We start from the raw sequence: 18,346 nt of genomic DNA on the forward strand, positions 1-18,346 counted from the left end.
CCCGTGACCACGGGCGAGGCACCGCCGGGTTGGATCAAGCGCCTCGCTCGCTACTGCCTCCGGCATCCCGTGCTGTTCGCGGTCGCCTTCGGCGGAGCGCTGGTCGGGATGGCGGCGAACGCGATCTCGCCGCTGATCGTGCGCGAGGTCGTCGACGACGTGATCTTGACCCAGGCGCAGCCGATGCTGCCCTGGATCATCGCGCTGATCGCCGTCGGGCTGGCGAACTTCGGCGCCGGCTTCATGCGGCGGTTCCTCGGCGGCCGGCTCTCGATCGACGTCCAGCATGATCTTCGCCGCGAGGTGTTCGCCTCGCTGGAGCGGATGGACGGCCGCAGCCAGGACGAGCTGCCGCCGGGCCAGATCGTCAGCCGCTCGATCTCCGACCTGAACCTGGTCCAGGGCCTGCTCGGCATGATGCCGGTCATGATCAGCAACGTGCTGCTGTTCATCGGCTCGGTGATCATCATGTTCACGCTGTCGGCGCCGCTGACCGTGGTCGCGCTGCTGGTCGGTCCGGTGCTGTGGTGGATCGCGATCCGCGGCCGGCGTACCCTCTTCCCGGCCAACTGGGACGCGCAGCAGCGGGTCGGCGAGGTCGCCGGTGTGGTCGAGTCGGCCGTCACCGGGGTCCGGGTGGTCAAGGGCTTCGGCCAGGAGGAGCAGGAGCTCTCCCGGCTCGACGGCACCGCCCAGGGCCTGTACGGATCCCGGACCCGCACGATCAAGCTGAACAGCTTCTACAACCCTTTGATGCAGGCGATCCCCGCGCTGGGGCAGGTCGGCATCCTCGGCGTCGGCGGCTGGATGGCACTGCACCAGCAGATCACGCTCGGCACCTTCCTCGCCTTCTCCACCTATCTGGCCTCGATGGTGGCGCCGGTCCGGATGCTGTCCGGCCTGCTCACCATCGGGCAGCAGGCGAAGGCGGGCGTCCTGCGGGTCTTCGAGGTGATCGACGCGAAGCCGGGCATCGTCGACGCGCCGGATGCGACCACGCTGCCGGACCGTCCGCTCGAGGTGACGTTCGACCGGGTCAGCTTCGGCTACACCGAGGACCAGCCGGTGCTCGACGACGTCAGCTTCACCGTGCAGCCGGGGGAGACGCTGGCCCTGGTCGGCACCGCCGGTTCGGGCAAGTCCACCGTGTCGCTGCTGCTGCCCCGCTTCTACGAGGTGGGTGACGGCGCGATCCGGGTCGGCGGCCAGGACATCCGCGACGTCACCCTGGAGTCGCTGCGCGGCTCGATCGGGATGGTGTTCGAGGACAGCTTCCTCTTCTCCACGACGGTCCGGGAGAACCTGGCGTACGGGCGCCCGGACGCGACCCAGGACGAGATCGAGGAGGCGGCGCGGGCTGCCGAGGCGCACGACTTCATCATGCAGCTGCCCAAGGGCTACGACACCGTGGTCGGCGAGCAGGGGCTCACCCTGTCCGGCGGCCAGCGCCAGCGGGTCGCTCTGGCCCGGGCCCTGCTGACCGATCCGCAGGTCCTGCTGCTGGACGACGCGACCTCGGCGATCGACGCCAGGATCGAGGCGGAGATCCACACCACCCTCCGGCGCGTGATGGCCGGCCGGACCACGCTGCTGATCGCGCACCGCCGCAGCACGCTCGACCTGGCCGACCGGATCGGCGTGCTGGACCGCGGCCGGCTGGTCGACATCGGCACCCACGAGGAGCTCGAGCGCCGCTGCCCGCTGTACACGATCCTGCTCACCGGCCCGGAGGACCTGGACCGGCTGGACGAGGACGAGGTGAACGCCGAGATCGAGGGCCGCACCCCGGCCGCCGACGAACCGGAGCCCGACCAGGAACCGCAGGTGGACGGCATCACCCCGTCGGCCTGGCGGGAGCCCGACCTGACGCCGGAGGAACAGGCGCTGGAGCGCGCCTACGGCCTGGTCGAGCGCAGCGGCGGTGCGATGGCCGGCGGTGCTCCCGGCGGCATGGGGATGCGGGCCGGTGGCGGTGGCCGCGGCATGGGGCCGATGGGTTCGATGGTGGCCGCGCTGCCGCCCTCGCCTGAACTGCTGGAACAGGTGGCGAAGCTGCCGCCGGCGACCGACCGGCCGAACGTCGACCCGAAGCACTACCGGACGCCCGACCCGGCCTTCCGCTTCGTCCGGCTGCTCCGGGTGTTCCGGGCACCGTTGCTGATCGGCCTGATCCTGGTCGCGGCCGACGCGGTGGCCCAGCTGATCCTGCCTGCCGCGATCCGGCTCGGCGTCGACCAGGGCGTCACCGAGAACCGCGGCGACGTGATCATCATCGCCGCCGTGCTCGCCTTCGTCGTCACGGTCGGTGACTGGCTGGTCCAGCGTGCCCAGATCCAGGTGACCGGGAAGAACGGCGAACGGATCCTCTATCTGCTCCGGATGAAACTGTTCGCGCACCTGCAGCGCCTCGGGCTCGACTTCTACGAGCGCGAGATGGGTGGCCGGATCATGACCCGGATGACCACCGACGTCGACGCCCTGTCCACCTTCGTGCAGACCGGGCTCGCCACGGCCGTGGTCAGCCTGCTGTCCTTCTTCGGCGTGCTGGTGGCGATCCTGGTGATCAACCCGTCGCTGGCCCTGGTGGTGCTGGCCGTGCTTCCGTTGGTGATCATCGCGACCTTGATCTTCCGGGCCAGGTCGTCGAAGGCGTACCAGATCTCGCGGGAGCGGATCAGCATCGTCAACGCCGACCTGCAGGAGAACGTGGCCGGGGTCCGAGTGGCGCAGGCCTTCCGGCGGGAGGCCCGCAACGAGAAGGTCTTCGGCGATCTCTCCGAGGGCTACCGGGTCGCCCGGGTGCGCAGTCAGCGCTACATCGCCACCTTCTTCCCGTTCATCGCCTTCGTCTCCGATCTCGCCACCGCCCTGGTCCTGCTGTTCGGCGCCGGGCAGGTGCACAGCGGCGCCCTGACCGCGGGCGGCCTGATCGCCTTCATGCTGTACGTGACGATGTTCTTCTCGCCCGTGCAGCAGCTCTCCCAGGTCTTCGACGGCTACCAGCAGGCGGCCGTGGGCCTGCGCCGGATCTCCGAGCTGCTCCGCACCAAGCCGTCGACCCCGGAGCCGAAGGACCCGGTGCCGGTGCCGGACCGGATCGCCGGCGACCTGGAGTTCGACGACGTGGAGTTCAGCTACGGCGGTGCCGACGAGCCGGCCCTGCGCGGGATCTCGTTCCGGGTGCCGTCCGGCCAGCGGGTCGCCGTGGTGGGGGAGACCGGTGCCGGCAAGTCGACCGTGATGAAGCTGCTGGCCCGCTTCTACGACCCCGGCGACGGGGCGGTCCGGGTCGACGACGTCGACCTCCGCGCCTACGACCTGGCCGGGTACCGGCATCGCCTCGGCTACGTCCCGCAGGAGGCCTACCTGTTCTCCGGCACCGTCGCCGACGCGATCCGCTACGGCCGGCCGGACGCGACCCCGGCCGAGGTGGAGGCGGCAGCCCGTGCGGTCGGCGCGCACGACATGATCCGCGAACTGCGGCACGGCTACCACCACCAGGTCGGCGACCGGGGCCGCAACCTCAGTGCGGGGCAGCGGCAGCTGATCGCGCTGGCCCGGGCCGAGTGCGTCCAGCCCGACCTGCTGCTCCTCGACGAGGCCACGGCGGCGCTCGACCTGGCCAGCGAGGCGGCCGTGACCCGGGCCGCGGACCGGCTGGCGCAGCGGCGGACCACGGTCGTGATCGCGCACCGGCTGACCACGGCGGCCCGGGCCGACCGGGTCCTGGTGCTGGATCACGGCAAGGTGGTCGAGGACGGCACGCACGCCGAACTGCTCGAGTCCGACGGCACCTACCGCCGGCTCTGGCAGGCGTTCGCCGGGGACCTGGTGGACACGCCCTCGCGCTGAGTCGCTCTCGGTTCGCCAGGTATCGTGCCGTTGGCACAACACCTGCGAGGACGCGTTCTGCGCTCGCGAAGGGAGATCGGTGAGCGACCAATCTGCGACCCTGCCCGGACCCTGGGCGGGGTTGGTTCGGCGATGGCGGGCCGTGACCGCGGCCACCCTGCTGCCGCGATGGGCTGTCGCGGCGTTCGTGGCCAACATCGGGATCGTGCTCACCGGTGGGCTGGTGCGGCTGACCGACTCCGGGCTCGGCTGCCCGACCTGGCCCCGGTGCACCGCCGATTCGTACGTGCCGCACCCGGCCTACGGCATCCACGGCGTGATCGAGTTCGGCAACCGGCTGCTCACCTTCGTGCTGGCCGCGATCATGATCATGACCTTCTTCACGGCACTGCGCGTTGCCGACCGGCACGCCCGGCCGCGCGCCTGGTTGATCGCTTTCCTGCTCGGGCTCGGCATTCCGGCCCAGGGCGTGGTCGGCGGCTTCACCGTGCTGTCCCAGCTGAACCCGTTCGTGGTCGCGTTCCACTTCCTGATCTCGATGGCCCTGATCGCGCTGAGCGTGCTGCTCGTGCACCGTGCGTTCGGCATCACCGGCACCGCGGTCCGGTCGGTCGCCCGACGCGCGGTGGTGATCGCGACCTTCGTCGTGGTCTGGATCGCGCTCTGGCTCGGCACCGTCGTGACGGGCTCCGGTCCACACTCCGGGGACGTCAACGCCAAGCGCACCGGCTTCGACCCGACCATCGTCACCCACATCCATGCCGGCGCCGTCTATCTCCTGGTGGCGCTCACCGTGCTCGGGGTCGTCTGGTTCCGCAGCCGCGCGGTCCTGATGCTGCTCGCCGTCGAGCTGTTCCAGGGCCTGGTGGGCGTGATCCAGTTCAACACCGGGCTGCCGATCGTGCTGGTGCTGCTGCACCTCGTCGGGGCGGCGCTGGCGGTCGCCGCGGCCACCCACTACCTGCTGAGCCATCGGGGACCCGCACGTTCGGGTTGACGATTGAGATTCGAACACACGTTCGATAGTATCGGTGCATGGCAGGGGATGGAAGTAGGTATGTGCCGCCGGGCTGGCCGCCGATGGTCAGGCCGCCGGGGGCTGTCGACTGGGAGATGACCGCATCCGCGTTTCTGCTCGACTGCTGTCCGCCGGACTTCCGGCTCTACCCGGTGCTGCGGCGGCACCCCGTGGTGCTGGCACGGTTCGCGGCCAGATCGCTGGAGGGTCAGGCCAAGGCGGTCGAGACGGGGGTGGCGGAGGTCCGGACCGAGCTGGGTCCCTGGGTCGCGCCGGAGGTGGTCGAGCAGGCGATCGAGGCCTGGCAGCGGTTCGGTGCGCTGTTGCCGCGGACCCGGCGGGCGGTCGACCTGGTCGAGCGGGCGCTCCGTGGAGAGGAGTTCATGCCGACGCTGTGATGATGCCGACAGTCGTGCGGGGGCTTGGCCCGGAGCCGGGTTGGGCGCCTGACGACGCCGTAAACTCGGGGCCATGCCATCCGCATCAGTCCCGGACAAGTCGTCGCTGCTGGCGACGATCCGGCGCCCGAGCGATCTGCGGTCGCTGAGTCAGGATCAGCTCCGTCAGTTGAGTTCGGAGATCAGGTCCTTCCTGATCGAAGAGGTGAGCCGGACCGGCGGACACCTGGGGCCGAACCTCGGGGTGGTGGAGCTGACGCTGGCCGCGCACCGGGTGTTCGATTCGCCGGCCGAGCCGATCGTGTTCGACACCGGACACCAGGGGTACGTGCACAAGATCGTCACGGGTCGGGCGGACCGTTTCCACACCCTGAAGCAGCGGGGCGGGCTGTCCGGCTACCCGAGCCGGTCGGAGTCCGAGCACGACTGGGTGGAGAACTCGCACGCCTCCACCTCGCTGTCGTACGCGGCGGGGCTGGCGAAGGCGAAGCTGCTCCGCGGTGAGCGCGGCTCCGTGCTGGCGATGATCGGGGACGGTGCGCTGACCGGCGGCATGGCCTGGGAGGCGCTGAACAACATCGCCGCGGACGACAAGCTGCCGCTGGTGATCCTGGTCAACGACAACGGCCGGTCCTACACGCCGACCGTGGGCGGGCTCGCGGTGCACCTGGCCGGCCTGCGGACCAACCCGCGCTACGAGCAGATCCTCGAGGTGATCCGGCGCAACCTGGTGCGGGTGCCCGGCGTGGGCGGTGCGGCGTACGACCTGCTGCACGGGATCAAGATCGGGCTGAAGGACGTGCTGGCTCCGCAGGGGATGTTCTCCGACCTCGGCCTCAAGTACGTGGGCCCGATCGACGGTCACGACGTGGCGGCCGTCGAGACGGCGCTGCAGCAGGCCAAGCAGTTCGGCGGTCCGGTTCTGGTGCACTGCCTGACCCAGAAGGGCCGCGGGTTCCCGGCCGCGGAGAACAACGAGGAGGACCAGTTCCACCAGGTCGGCAAGATCGACTCGACCACCGGTGAGCCGCTCTCGACGGGCGGGCCGGACAGCTGGACCGACGTGTTCTCGCGGGAGATCGTCAAGCTTGCCGCGACGGACCAGCGCATCGTCGGGATCACGGCGGCGATGCTGTACCCGACCGGGCTGCACCGGTTCGCCGAGGCGTTCCCGGACCGGGTGTTCGACGTGGGCATCGCCGAGCAGCATGCGGTGACCTCGGCCGCCGGGCTCGCGCTGGGCGGGCTGCACCCGGTCTTCGCGGTCTACTCGACGTTCCTCAACCGGGCGTTCGACCAGGTGCTGCTGGACGTGGCCCTGCACAGGTGCGGGGTGACGTTCGTGCTCGACCGGTCGGGCGTGACCGGCACCGACGGGCCGAGCCACAACGGCATGTGGGACATGTCGATCCTGCAGGTCGTGCCGGGTCTCCAGCTGGCCGCGCCGCGGGACGCGACCCGGCTGCGCGAGGCCCTCGCCCGCGCGGTGACCGTGGACGATGCGCCGACGGTGATCCGGTACTCGAAGGAGAAGGTCCCGGCCGACCTGCCGGCCGTCGACCAGGTGAACGGTGTCGACGTGCTGCGCCGCACCGAGTCGCCGCGGGTCCTGATCGTCGGGTACGGGGACTTCGCCGGCCTGGCCCTCAAGGCCGCCGACCTGCTGGCGGCCCAGGGGATCGGCGTCACCGTCGTCGACCCGGTCTGGGCGTTGCCGGTCAACCCGGCGCTGACCGACCTGGCTCGCGAGCACGAGCTGGTGATCACGGTCGAGGACAACGGCGTGGTCGGCGGCTGCGGCTCCCGGCTGGCCCAGGAACTGCGCCAGCACGACGTGTTCACGCCGCTGCGCGAGTTCGGCGTCGAGCAGCGCTTCCTGGATCACGGCAGCCGGGCCGAGGTCCTGGAGGAAGTGGGCCTGACGCCGCAGCGGATCGCCCGCTTCGCCGTCGAGGCGATCGCGCGGGCCGACCAGAACGCCGCGCAGCCCAGCAACATCCACTGAGAAGTCCGGACGACAAGAGACCCGAGCGGCCGATCAGCCGCTCGGGTCTTCGCTCGTCCGGGGATCTACTGGGGCAGGCTCGCCGCGCCCGCCGGCAGCAGCCGCCGGCCGAGCACCTTCTCGCTGTACCCCTCCCGGTCCAGGTAGGGCACGATCCCGCCGAGATGGAACGGCCAGCCGGCCCCGAGGATCAGGCAGAGGTCGATGTCCATCGGCGCCGCCACGACCTGCTCGGACAGCATCAGGCCGATCTCCTCGGTCAGCGCGGCCAGCACGCGCTCCCGAAGTTGATCTTCGGTGCTCGGCCGGTCGCCGACGGTGAACAGGGCCCGGGTCTCCTCGGCGACGTACGGCTTCCCGTCCGCCGTCCAGTCGTAGACGCCCGGACGCTTGGCCGCCACCAGGGCCCGGAGGTTGTCCGAGACCGGGAAGCGGTCGCCGAAACGATCATGGAGCGTCTGGTTCACGTGCAGCACCACGGCCGGCCCGACCAGCTGGGCGAGCACGAACGGCGACATCGGCAGCCCCAGCGGACGCAGCGCCCGGTCGGCCACCTCCAGCGGTGTGCCCTCGTCAACGGCCGCGTCGATCACCGTCATCAACCGCAGCAGCAGCCGGTTGACGACGAAGGCGGTCCGGTCGGCGACCAGCACGGCGTTCTTCTTGAGCGTCTTCGCCACCGCGAGCGCGGTGGCCAGGGTCGCGTCGTCGGTCTTCTCGGCCCGCGCCACCTCGAGCAGCGGCAGGACGGCGACCGGGTTGAAGAAGTGGAAGCCGACCACCCGCTCGGGATGATCGAGGTCGGCCGCCATCTCCGAGACGGACAGCGACGAGGTGTTGGTGGCCAGCAGGCAGGTCTCGGAGACATGCTGCTCCAGCTCGCCGAACACCTGCTTCTTGACCGCGAGCTCCTCGAACACGGCCTCGATCACGAAGTCGCAGTCGGCGAAGTCGGACCGGTCCGTGGTGCCGGTGATCAGGGCCTTGAGCCGGTTGGTCTCGTCCGGTGACAGCCGGCCGCGCCCGGCCAGCTTGTCGATCTCCGCCGTGACGTAGCCGAGTCCGCGATCGACCCGTTCCTGATCGAGGTCGGTGATCACGACCGGCACCTGGAGCCGGCGCAGGAAGAGCAGCGCCAGTTGGCTGGCCATCAGCCCGGCACCGACGATGCCGACCTTGGTGACCGGTCGGGCCAGGTCCTTGTCCGGGGCACCGGCCGGCTTCCTGGCCCGCTTCTGCACCAGGTCGAACGCGTACAGGCTGGACCGGAGCTCCTCGCTCATGATCAGGTCGGCCAGCGCCTCGTTCTCCGCCGCGTAGGCGGATTCCCGGTCGGCCGTCTTGGCGTCCGCGATCAACTGCAGCGCCCGGTACGGAGCCGGCGCTGCCCCCGAGGTCTTCAGGTCGGCGATCGCCTTGCCGCGGGCGACGGCGGCATCCCAGGCCTCGCCCCGATCGGGCTCCGGTCGGTCGAGCTTGATCGTGCCGGCCACGATCTGACCCGCCCAGCCGAGCGACTGTTCGATGAAGTCCGCCCCGTCGAACATCGCGTCGGCGATGCCGAGCTCGTACGCCTGCGGGCCCTTGAGCATCCGGTTCTGGTTCAGGGCGTTCTCGATGATCACCGTGACGGCGCGGTCGGCGCCGATCAGGTTCGGCAGCAGGAAGGCACCGCCCCAGCCGGGCACCAGGCCGAGGAAGCACTCCGGCAGCGCGATCGCCGGCGCGGCGGCCGACACGGTGCGGTACTGGCAGTGCAGGGCGAGCTCCAGTCCGCCGCCGAGGGCCAGCCCGTTGATCAAGCCGAACGTCGGCACCTTCGCGGTGTGCAGCTTGTCGTAGATCGCGTGGCCGATCTCGGCGATCGTCAGCGCCTGGTCCCGGTCGGCCAGGGCGCCGAGCTGGGTCAGATCGGCGCCGGCCGCCAGGATGAACGGCTTGCCGGTGATCGCGATCGCGGCGACGTCGTCGCGGGCGAGCGCGGTGTCGAGGGCCGTGTTCAGCTCACGGAGGCTGCGCGGGCCGAGCGTGTTCGGCCGGGTGTGATCGCGGCCGTTGTCGAGCGTGATCAACACGCCCGTCCGGCCGGTGTGCGGGACGGCGAAGTCGCGGCTGTGCGCGTGCGTGACGACCTCGTCCTCGGCCAGGGCCGACGCGGTCTCGAGCAGCTCGTTGAGCCGTTCCGGAGTGGTCACTGTGCGGCCTCCTGGGCGCTGTGGTTGGGGTTCTCCCAGATCACGGTGCCGCCCATGCCGAGGCCGACACACATGGTGGTGATCCCGTACCGGATCTCGGGATGATCATGGAACGTACGGGCGAGCTGGGTCATCAGCCGCACCCCGGAACTGGCCAGCGGGTGGCCGAAGGCGATCGCGCCGCCGTACGGGTTGACCCGCGGGTCGTCGTCGGCGATCCCGAAATGATCAAGGAACGCGAGCACCTGGACGGCGAACGCCTCGTTGATCTCGAAGGCCCCGATGTCGGAGATGGACAGGCCGGCGGAGCGCAGCGCCTTCTCGGTGGCCGGCACCGGGCCGACGCCCATCACCTCGGGGTCGACGCCCGCGAACCCGTACGAGACCAGGCGCATGGCGACCGGCAGGCCGAGTTCGGTCGCGACGTCCTCGGCGGCGACCAGGCAGGCGGTGGCCCCGTCATTGAGGCCGGCGGCGTTCCCCGCGGTGACCCGCCCGTGCGGCCGGAACGGCGTCTTCAGCGCAGCCAGGCCCTCCAGTGTCGTGTCGGGGCGCGGCGGCTCGTCGGCGGTGGCCAGGCCCCAGCCGAGCTCGGTGCTGCGGGCGGCCACCGGGACCAGCATCGGCTGGATCACCCCGTCGGCGTACGCCTTCGCGGCCCGCTGCTGGCTGGCCACGGCGAAGGCGTCGGCGCGCTGCTTGGTGATCTCCGGGAATCGATCATGGAGGTTCTCGGCGGTCGAGCCCATGATCAACGCGGACGGGTCGACCAGCTTCTCGGCCACGATCCGCGGGTTGGGGTCGATGCCGGAGCCCATCGGGTGGTGGCCCATGTGCTCGACTCCGCCGGCGATCGCGACATCGTAGGCACCGAAGGCGATCCCGGAGGACACCGTGGTGACCGCGGTCATCGCGCCGGCGCACATCCGGTCGATCGCGAACCCGGGTACCGAGCGGGGCAGCCCGGCCAGCAGGGCCGCGGTGCGACCGATGGTCAGACCTTGATCACCGGTCTGGGTGGTGGCGGCGATCGCCACGTCGTCGATCCGGTCGGCCGGGAGTTCCGGGTGCCGGCGCAGGAGTTCGCGGATGCAGTTGATCACCAGGTCGTCGGCACGCGTCTCGGCGTACATCGACCCGGCCTTGCCGAAGGGGGTACGGACGCCGTCGACGAAGACGACCTCGCGGAGAGAACGGGGCATGGCCCTATATTACTCACGAGTAACAACGGCCTGGCAAGCCTTCCGATCCTGCGGGTCGCGCGCCGCCGACGACGGTCACGGCGCCCCGGCCGCGGCGAGCAGCCGGTGTCCCATGGTGCGCACGTACTCGGCGAACTCGGGCGGCTCGACGACCTGGAACGGCACGCCGATCAGTCCGATGCTGATCGCCGCCAGCTCGTAGGAGTCGGAGGCGGTCCGGAACCGGCAGGTCCGCTCGTCGATCGCGGTGACCTCGCCCCACTCGGGCTGCATCCAGCCGACCACCTCGGCGGCCGGCACCTCGAGGGTGACGGTGACCTGGATCCGCCGCGCATGTTCGCCGAACACCCGGGCCAGGTAGGCGGCCGCGTCACCGTCCGGGTCCGGCCGCGGGCGGAACCGGGGCCCGCCGGGCGTGCGCAGCCGGATCCGGTCCAGCCGGAACGTCCGCCAGTCGTCCCGCTCGGTGTCGTACCCGACCAGGTACCAGCGGCGATGGTGGACCAGCCGCTGCGGGTCGACCCGGCGCAGGGCCGTGACCCCCTCGGCGGTGGTGTAGTCGAAGCGCAGGCCTTCGTGGTCGCGGCAGGCGTTGGCGATCGCCGTGATGGTGGCCGGGTCGACTCGCGGCTCGGACCGGCGGACCGTCGCGGTGGTGTCCCGCAGCACCGCGGTCCGCGCCCGGAGCCGCGGTGGCAGGACCCGGTCCAGCTTCGCGAGCGCCCGGACCGAGCTCTCCTCGACGCCGCTGACCGACCCGTCGGCGACACCGATCAGCCCGAGCACGATCGCCACCGCCTCGTCGTCGTCGAGCAGCAGCGGCGGCAGCACGGCGCCGGCGCCGAGCCGGTAACCGCCGCCGACCCCGGAGACCGCCTGCACCGGATAGCCGAGGTCGCGGAGCCGCTCGACATCGGTCCGCACCGTCCGCGTGGTCACGCCCAGTCGCTCCGCCAGCTCCGGGCCGCTCCAGGCACGAGAGGCCTCCAGCAGCCCGAGCAGGGTCAACAGCCTGGCCGAGGTCGACGTCATGATCAGATGCTCGTCCCGATCGCGGAAGAAAACGTTCCGCGATCGATTCTAGGCTCCCGGCCGACGGCAACCGAACGAACGAAGGGACCTCAGATGACGATTCTCGTGGCCGGAGCGACCGGAACGGTGGGACGCACCCTGGTGCGGGCGCTGCTGGAGCGCGGTCAGCAGGTACGGGCGCTGACCCGCGACCCGGCGACCGCGGACTTGCCGGCCGGTGTCGAACGGGTCGCCGGCGACCTGGCCGAGCCGGGCACCGTGGCCGACGCCTTCGAGGGTGTGACCGCCGCCCACCTGATCGGCTTCGACGGCCCGCGCGGCGCCGGCGGCGGTGCGGCCCTCACCACCGGGTCTGAGCTGCTCCGGCTGGCCGAGCAGGCGGGGGTGAGCCGGGTGACCCTGCTGCAGAACGGGCACTCCGGGCCGATGGAGGACGCGGTCCAGACCGGGCCGCTGCCGTGGACGATCATCGCGCCGGTGGGCTTCATGGCCAACGCCCGCCAGTGGGCGCCGGCGATCCGGGCCGGCGAGCCGATCCGGGAGGCGTTCGGCGACAGCGTCGGTGCGATCATCCACGAGGACGACATCGCCGACGTGGCCGCGGCGGCGCTGGTCGAGGAGGGCCACGCCGCGCAGACGTACCTGCTCAGCGGGCCGGAGGCGCTGACCGTCCGGGAGCAGGTACGGCAGCTGGGCGAGGCGCTCGGCCGGGCCGTCGGCTACGTCGAGCTGTCCGAGGAGCAGGCGATCGCCGAGTGGCGGGGCCAGGGGATGGACCAGGAGTCGATCGACTTCTTCCTCGAGATGGGCCGGACCACGCCCTGGGTCGGCCGGACTCCGCTGCCGACGGTCGAGCGGGTCACCGGCCGGCCGCCGCGGACGTTCGCCCAGTGGGCCCGCGAACACGCCGCCGAGTTCGGCTGACGCGTCAGGACTCCGACAGGGTCAGGGTTCCAACAGGGGAGTGATCAGCGGCACGGTCAGCTCCCGCTGCCAGGCCCGGGCACCGTGGCTCGCCAGCGCGGCGTCGACGGCCTCCTCGGTGACCGGCTCCGGCGGGCGCCAGGCCAGCCGGCGGACGTACTCGGGAGTGAGCAGGTTCTCGGCCGGCAGCTCGAGGGCCGCGGCGCGCTTGGCCAGCGCCTCCCGGACCCGGGCCAGCCGCTTCGCCGCGACGGGATCGCGACTCGCCCAGAGCCGGGCCTGCGGCGGCCCGTCGGAGGCGATGTGCATCGGCGGCAGGTCGGACTCGGACAGGGCCAGTGCGGCCGCGATGGCGTCGGACCACTCGGCCTCGTACTGCCGGGCGACCCGGCGCCGGAACCCGCCGATCCCGCGGAACGACCGCGGTGTCAGGGACTGGTCGCCCGCGGCCTCGGCGATGGACAGGTCGGTGAGCACCTTGCCCGGCGCCCGGTCCAGTTCGGCGGCGATCGCGTCCCGGGCCTGCCAGAGCGCCCGGACGACGGCCAACCCACGCCGGCTACGCACCTTGTGGATCCCGGAAGTCCGGCGCCACGGATCGGGCCGGGCCTCCGGCGGTACGGATGCGCCGGCGATCAGCGCGTCGAACTCCTGCCGGGCCCACTCGCTCTTGCCCGCCTCGTCCAGCTGTTCGGCCAGCCGGTCCCGCAGCCCGACCAGCAACTCGACGTCCAGAGCGGCGTAGGTGATCCAGTCGGCGGGCAGCGGTCGGGTCGACCAGTCCGCGGCGGAATGCTCCTTGAGCAGCCGGATCGAGAACAGTTCCTCCAGCATGGTGCCGAGGGCGACCCGCGGATAGCCGAGCAGCCGGCCGGCCAGTTCGGTGTCGAACAGCCGCCGCGGCAGCATCCGTACCTCGTTCAGGCACGGCAGATCCTGGCTCGCCGCGTGGATCACCCACTCGGCGTCGGCGATCGCGTCCGCCACCGGGGAGAGATCGGCCGGGTCGCCGAACGGGATCGGGTCGATCAGCCACGTGCCGGAGCCCTCGCGGCGGAGCTGGATCAGGTAGGCCCGCTGGCTGTAGCGGAAGCCGTTGGCCCGCTCGGCGTCGACGGCCACCGGTCCGGAGCCGGACCGCAACGCCGCGATCGCCTCCTGGAGCCGGTCCGGAGTCGCGACGATGGGCGGTGCACCCTCCGCAGGGCGAGTGAGTACGGTGACGTCGGGCGAGTCCGTCGGATCGCCGTCCTGGTCCGCCAAGGGTCGGGCCGGGCCGGCTGCGCCGGGTGTCGTGGTCGTCACCGTCTCCGTAAGGGTCGATTCTGTGGCTTGCGCCGGGACGGGATCGGCACCACACCGGCGGGCAGGGGCGGCAGCCCCGCCGTCGTACAGAGTAGTTCACTCCACGCAGCCAGGTGCCTGGACAGTCCCGCTCCGTCGTCCAGTTGCGGTGTCCAGGAGGCCCGGATCTCGACCTCGGCGCGGGCCGGCTCGTCCTCCATCCCGCCGAACGATTCGCTGTGCACCGAGGTGACCGTGCCGCTCGGGGCCCCGAATTCCGCCTGATGGGCCTGTAGCGCGTCGATCAGCCAGGACCAGCCCACCTTGGCCAGCAGCGGATCGGTGACCATCTCCGGATCGACGTCGGCCCGGGCGAAGGTGACGCAGCGGAACGTGCCGTCCCAGGCCGGATTGCCGGCCGGATCGTGCAGCAGGACCAGCCGGCCGCTGCCGACCTCCTCGCCACCGCTCAGCACGTCGGCCGTGATCGCCACCGCGTACGGTGCGATACGCTGCGGGGCACCGATCTCGGTGACGACGAGTTCGGGGCGCCACGAAGCCGCTCTGAGGTCCTGCACCGCGCGGCCGAAAGGGGCCGGCATCGAAGCGGGTTCCGTCTTTGCTCCCACGTGTGTGACCTTATGTCAGCGCACCCCCGTGTGCGGTTTTCGACGCGCCGTAAGGTCGGCCCGGACGCGGTCGCAAGCGGTCTTCGGGGGCGTGACAAGATGCCAGCGTGTCCCCGACGGAATCGGAATTCCTGGCGGCGTGCCGCCGGCGGCAGACCGGCGTCCCGGTCTGGTTCATGCGGCAGGCCGGCCGATCGTTGCCCGAGTACCACCAGGTGCGGTCGGGCATCGGCATGCTGGAGAGCTGCGCCCGGCCCGACCTGGTCACCGAGATCACGCTGCAACCGGTGCGTCGGTACGGGGTCGACGCCGCCATCTACTACTCCGACATCATGGTGCCGCTCAAGGCGATCGGGATCGACCTGGAGATCGTCAGTGGCACCGGACCGGTGATCGCCGAGCCGATCCGGCGCCGGGCCGACCTGGACCGGCTGCGGCCGCTGGAGCCTTCCGACGTCGCGTACGTCAGCGAGGCGGTCACCCAGCTGGTCGGCGAGCTCGGCCGGACCCCCTTGATCGGCTTCGCCGGCGCCCCGTTCACCTTGGCCAGCTACTTGATCGAGGGCGGGCCGAGCAAGGACTACGCCAGGACCAAGGCGCTGATGGTCTCCGAGCCCGCGCTCTGGGACGTGCTGTGCACCCGGCTGGCCGATCTGTCGGCGATGTTCCTGCGGGTCCAGATCGAGGCCGGTGCCTCGGCGGTCCAGCTGTTCGACTCCTGGGCCGGCAGTCTGTCAGCCGCCGACTACGAACGGTCGGTGCAGCCGCACTCGGCCCGGGTGTTCGCCCAGCTGGCCGAGTTCGACGTGCCGCGGATTCACTTCGGGGTCGGCACCGGGGAACTGCTCCGGCTGTTCGGCGAGGCCGGCGCCGACGTGGTCGGGGTGGACTGGCGGGTGCCGCTGGCCGAGGCGAGCCGCCGGATCGGGCCGGGCTACGCGGTGCAGGGCAACCTCGACCCCGCCCTGCTCTCGGCGCCCTGGCCGGTGCTGGCCGACCGGGTCCGGGCGGTGATCACCTCCGGCGCCGCCGCGCCGGGTCACATCTTCAATCTCGGCCACGGCGTCCCGCCGACCGCGGACCCGGACGTGCTGGGCCGGATCGTCGACCTGGTGCACGCCGAGGGTCCCGCGCTGCGGGCCACCGCCTCGGCCCTCGCCGGCGCGAATTGATCATGCCGCGGCGAAGGGCTCACGCGGGATGACGGACCGGGTCGCGGTGGTCGGCGGCGGTGTCGCCGGGTTGACGGCTGCCCGGACGCTGGCCCGGGCCGGTCGCTCGGTGATCGTTCTGGAGGCCTCGCCGCGGCTCGGTGGCAAGATCATCTCCGTGACGCCGGACGGGGTGGCCCTGGACGGCGGCCCGGAATCCCTGCTGGCCAGGCGTCCCGAGGCGGTACGGCTGGCCGAGGAGCTGGGTCTGCCGATCGTCCACCCGACCGGTGCCTCGTCGAAGTTGTTGATCAAGGGACGGTTGCATCCGCTGCCGCGGCAGGCGATGGGGATCCCGGTCGACCTGGACGGGCTGGCCGAACTGCTGACCCCGGATGATCTTGACCGGGCCCGGCGGGAGCCGGAGCTGCCGGCGCCGCCGCTGACCGGCGACGTCGGGATCGGCGCGTACGTCGACGCCAGGTTCGGGCCGGCGGTGACCGACCGACTGCTGGAACCGATGCTCGGCGGCGTGTACGCGGGCCGGGCCCGGGACCTGTCCTTCGAGGCGGTGAACCGGGCCCTGTACGAGCGCGCCCGCGCCGGCGGCTCCCTGCTCGGGCACGCCGCGGAGCTGGTCGCGGCGGGCAGCTCCGGCGGCGGTCCGGTGTTCGCCGGGCTGCCCGGCGGTGTCTCCGGGCTGCTGCCGGCGCTCGCCGCTGATCTTGAACGGTCCGGGGTCGAGCTGCGGACCGAGGTCACCGTACGGGAGCTGGAGCGGGCCGACTTCGGTTGGCGGCTGCGGGTCGGCGCCGCCACCGACACGCCGCTGACGGTTCTTCGCCAGGCTCAGGGTGCCGAGAGCCTGGCCGCGGACGCCGTCGTGCTGGCGGTACCGGCCGCCCCGCTGAGCCGACTGCTCGACGGCCTCGCGGGACCGGTCGCCGCCGACGTCGCCCGGGTGCCGTACGCGTCGATGGCCGTGGTCACCCTGGTGGTCCGCGGCTTCACCGGTGACGGCTCCGGCGCCCTGGTGCCGCCGGGGGAACTGCCGACGATCAAGGCGTTCACCCACTCGTCGGTCAAATGGGAGTGGGTGGCCGACGCGGCGCGCGCGGCCTGGGGACCCGACGTCGCCGTGATCCGGGCCAGCGTCGGCCGGATCGGCGAGGAACGGCTGCTGCAGCTGGACGACGAGCGGCTGGCGGCCCGGACCTACGCCGAGGCGCGGGACCTGGTGCCGGGCTGGTCGGACACCGAGTTGATCACGCACGCGGTGACCCGGTTCGGCGGCGGGCTGCCGCAGTACCTGGTCGGGCACCTGGATCTGGTCCGGCGGTTGCGCGCGGCAGTCGGTGCGCACCCGGGCCTGGCCGTCTGCGGTGCGTTGTTGGACGGCGTCGGGATCGCTGCCTGCATCGGCAGCGGGCTGGCCGCCGCTGAAACGATCATGAACGATCGATCATCGACAGGGACGAGGTCATGAAGGCACGGGAGATCAACGAGACGATCCGCTACACGATGTGGTCGGTGTTCCGCCGGCCCAGCGAGCCGGTCGGCCCGGCGCGGGCCGTCGACGTCGAACAACAGGTGGCCGCGGCGATCGGTGAGCGGGACCTGGAGATCCGCGGCTGGTACGACGTCGCCGGGCTGCGCGCCGACGCCGACCTGATGGTGTGGTGGCACGCGCCGGACATCGAGACCGTGCAGGACGCGTACCACGCGCTGCGCCGGTCCGACCTCGGCCTGGTGCCGGTCTGGTCCCAGGTGGCGCTGCACCGGCCGGCCGAGTTCAACAAGGGGCACGTGCCGGCGTTCATGTCCGGCGAGGACCCGAAGGCGTACCTCTGTGTGTATCCGTTCGTCCGCTCCTACGACTGGTACGTGCTGCCGGACGAGGAGCGCCGGGCGATGCTGGTCGAACACGGCCAGCAGGCCCGTGGCTACCCGGACGTCCGGGCCAACACGGTGGCGGCGTTCGCGCTCGGCGACTACGAGTGGATTCTGGCCTTCGAGGCCGACGAACTGCACCGGATCGTCGACCTGATGCGCGACCTGCGCAAGTCGAAGGCGCGGCTGCACGTGCGGGAGGAGATCCCGTTCTTCACCGGTCGGCGGCGCGAGCTGACCGAGATCGTCGCCTCCTGGTGATCTTGGTCCGGCGGCGGCTCAGCGGATGAACTGATCGACGAAGTCGGCCCCGAGCCCCACCTCGGCGTAGTGCGCCCGGCAGAGTTCGATCTTGGTCCAGACGTCCTCGTAGCCGGTCTGCCGGCCCTCGGCGTCGACGTAGATCATCGCGCCGGTCACGTTGAAGAACGTGATCATCTCCGGGCAGTCCGCCGGTACCGCGAGCGTGTGGATCTCGCCGGGCGGCTCGTACACGAAGTGGCCTTCCTCGGCCACCCAGTCGTGCTCGTGGTAGTGCCAGGTGCCCTTGATCACGTAGCCGAAGACGGCGGCCGGATGGCGGTGCCGCGACACGATGCCGGACCGGGTGACCTTGAGCAGGTTGCACCACTGGCCGAGCACGGTGTTCAGCATCAGCGGGCGGAAGAACACGCCCGACTCCTGCTCGACCCAGAGCCGGTCGTCGTCCGGGAACGCCGGGATCGCGATGTCGCGCAGATACTGGTTGACGTTGCCTTCCATCGAT

Annotated in this window: 14 protein-coding genes; 8 read left to right on the forward strand and 6 right to left on the reverse strand. The window is 71.4% G+C overall.

The window, feature by feature from the left end; genetic code table 11:
• Nucleotides 1–3: 3 nt before the first annotated feature.
• The 4 genes from AC6CCG_RS18360 (at nt 4) to dxs (ending at nt 7,273) form a co-directional block, all read left to right on the forward strand.
• The gene (locus AC6CCG_RS18360; protein ID WP_496656044.1) at nt 4–3,852 is read left to right on the forward strand and encodes an ABC transporter ATP-binding protein; all 3,849 of its coding nucleotides are present in this window, start codon (nt 4–6) and stop codon (nt 3,850–3,852) included.
• Between the two features lie 79 nt (nt 3,853–3,931).
• On the forward strand, nt 3,932–4,849 hold the full coding sequence (locus AC6CCG_RS18365; RefSeq protein ID WP_496656045.1) for a COX15/CtaA family protein: 918 nt from the start codon (nt 3,932–3,934) through the stop codon (nt 4,847–4,849).
• A 116-nt stretch (nt 4,850–4,965) separates the two neighbouring features.
• Nucleotides 4,966–5,268, forward strand: a complete 303-nt coding sequence (locus tag AC6CCG_RS18370; RefSeq protein ID WP_496656046.1) for a hypothetical protein — start codon at nt 4,966–4,968, stop codon at nt 5,266–5,268.
• 73 nt (nt 5,269–5,341) lie between these two features.
• On the forward strand, nt 5,342–7,273 hold the full coding sequence (dxs, locus tag AC6CCG_RS18375) for a 1-deoxy-D-xylulose-5-phosphate synthase (protein ID WP_496656047.1): 1,932 nt from the start codon (nt 5,342–5,344) through the stop codon (nt 7,271–7,273).
• A gap of 65 nt (nt 7,274–7,338) precedes the next feature.
• Here the strand turns inward: dxs and AC6CCG_RS18380 are convergent, their stop codons facing one another.
• The 3 genes from AC6CCG_RS18380 to AC6CCG_RS18390 form a co-directional block, all read right to left on the reverse strand.
• Nucleotides 7,339–9,468 (reverse strand): 3-hydroxyacyl-CoA dehydrogenase NAD-binding domain-containing protein, encoded by a 2,130-nt coding sequence (locus AC6CCG_RS18380; RefSeq protein ID WP_496656048.1) that lies wholly within the window; start codon nt 9,466–9,468, stop codon nt 7,339–7,341.
• A complete protein-coding gene (locus AC6CCG_RS18385) occupies nt 9,465–10,670 on the reverse strand; it encodes a thiolase family protein (RefSeq protein WP_496656049.1) in 1,206 nt (401 codons plus the stop codon). Before AC6CCG_RS18385 ends, AC6CCG_RS18380 begins: the two co-directional genes overlap by 4 nt.
• 75 nt (nt 10,671–10,745) lie before the next feature.
• Complete coding sequence (locus AC6CCG_RS18390; protein WP_496656050.1) at nt 10,746–11,702, reverse strand: helix-turn-helix transcriptional regulator; 957 nt, start codon at nt 11,700–11,702, stop codon at nt 10,746–10,748.
• 93 nt (nt 11,703–11,795) lie between these two features.
• Here AC6CCG_RS18390 and AC6CCG_RS18395 point away from each other — a divergent pair, with 93 nt between their 5' ends.
• On the forward strand, nt 11,796–12,626 hold the full coding sequence (locus AC6CCG_RS18395) for an NAD(P)H-binding protein (protein ID WP_496656051.1): 831 nt from the start codon (nt 11,796–11,798) through the stop codon (nt 12,624–12,626).
• Between the two features lie 21 nt (nt 12,627–12,647).
• Here AC6CCG_RS18395 and AC6CCG_RS18400 read toward each other — a convergent pair whose 3' ends face one another.
• Nucleotides 12,648–13,931 carry an HRDC domain-containing protein gene (locus tag AC6CCG_RS18400; protein ID WP_496656052.1) on the reverse strand — a complete coding sequence of 428 codons (1,284 nt, stop codon included), beginning with the start codon at nt 13,929–13,931 and terminating at the stop codon, nt 12,648–12,650.
• Nucleotides 13,928–14,539 carry a DUF3000 domain-containing protein gene (locus AC6CCG_RS18405; protein ID WP_496656053.1) on the reverse strand — a complete coding sequence of 204 codons (612 nt, stop codon included), beginning with the start codon at nt 14,537–14,539 and terminating at the stop codon, nt 13,928–13,930. Before AC6CCG_RS18405 ends, AC6CCG_RS18400 begins: the two co-directional genes overlap by 4 nt.
• A gap of 107 nt (nt 14,540–14,646) precedes the next feature.
• On the opposite strand from AC6CCG_RS18405, the gene hemE reads away from it, so the two are divergent.
• The 3 genes from hemE to hemQ are packed head-to-tail and all read left to right on the forward strand — an operon-like array spanning nt 14,647 to nt 17,841.
• Nucleotides 14,647–15,711, forward strand: a complete 1,065-nt coding sequence (hemE, locus tag AC6CCG_RS18410) for a uroporphyrinogen decarboxylase (RefSeq protein ID WP_496656054.1) — start codon at nt 14,647–14,649, stop codon at nt 15,709–15,711.
• Nucleotides 15,712–15,739: 28 nt separating this feature from the next.
• Nucleotides 15,740–17,176 (forward strand): protoporphyrinogen oxidase, encoded by a 1,437-nt coding sequence (gene hemG / locus AC6CCG_RS18415; protein WP_496656055.1) that lies wholly within the window; start codon nt 15,740–15,742, stop codon nt 17,174–17,176.
• A complete protein-coding gene (gene hemQ / locus AC6CCG_RS18420; protein WP_496656056.1) occupies nt 17,173–17,841 on the forward strand; it encodes a hydrogen peroxide-dependent heme synthase in 669 nt (222 codons plus the stop codon). The genes hemG and hemQ overlap by 4 nt, the downstream gene beginning before the upstream one ends.
• Nucleotides 17,842–17,859: 18 nt before the next feature.
• Here hemQ and AC6CCG_RS18425 read toward each other — a convergent pair whose 3' ends face one another.
• On the reverse strand, nt 17,860–18,342 hold the full coding sequence (locus tag AC6CCG_RS18425; protein WP_496656057.1) for a 2,4'-dihydroxyacetophenone dioxygenase family protein: 483 nt from the start codon (nt 18,340–18,342) through the stop codon (nt 17,860–17,862).
• Nucleotides 18,343–18,346: the final 4 nt, after the last annotated feature.

The sequence above is a fragment of the Microlunatus sp. YIM B11417 genome (assembly GCF_059617205.1).

Coding starts and splice junctions, on each gene's coding strand:
- AC6CCG_RS18370 (WP_496656046.1), top strand. CDS start 4,966: ATGACCGCATCCGCGTTTCTGCTCGACTGCTGTCCGCCGGACTTCCGG.
- dxs (WP_496656047.1), top strand. CDS start 5,342: ATGCCATCCGCATCAGTCCCGGACAAGTCGTCGCTGCTGGCGACGATC.
- AC6CCG_RS18385 (WP_496656049.1), bottom strand. CDS start 10,670: ATGCCCCGTTCTCTCCGCGAGGTCGTCTTCGTCGACGGCGTCCGTACC.
- AC6CCG_RS18390 (WP_496656050.1), bottom strand. CDS start 11,702: ATGACGTCGACCTCGGCCAGGCTGTTGACCCTGCTCGGGCTGCTGGAG.
- AC6CCG_RS18395 (WP_496656051.1), top strand. CDS start 11,796: ATGACGATTCTCGTGGCCGGAGCGACCGGAACGGTGGGACGCACCCTG.
- hemG (WP_496656055.1), top strand. CDS start 15,740: ATGACGGACCGGGTCGCGGTGGTCGGCGGCGGTGTCGCCGGGTTGACG.
- hemQ (WP_496656056.1), top strand. CDS start 17,173: ATGAAGGCACGGGAGATCAACGAGACGATCCGCTACACGATGTGGTCG.
- AC6CCG_RS18425 (WP_496656057.1), bottom strand. CDS start 18,342: ATGGAAGGCAACGTCAACCAGTATCTGCGCGACATCGCGATCCCGGCG.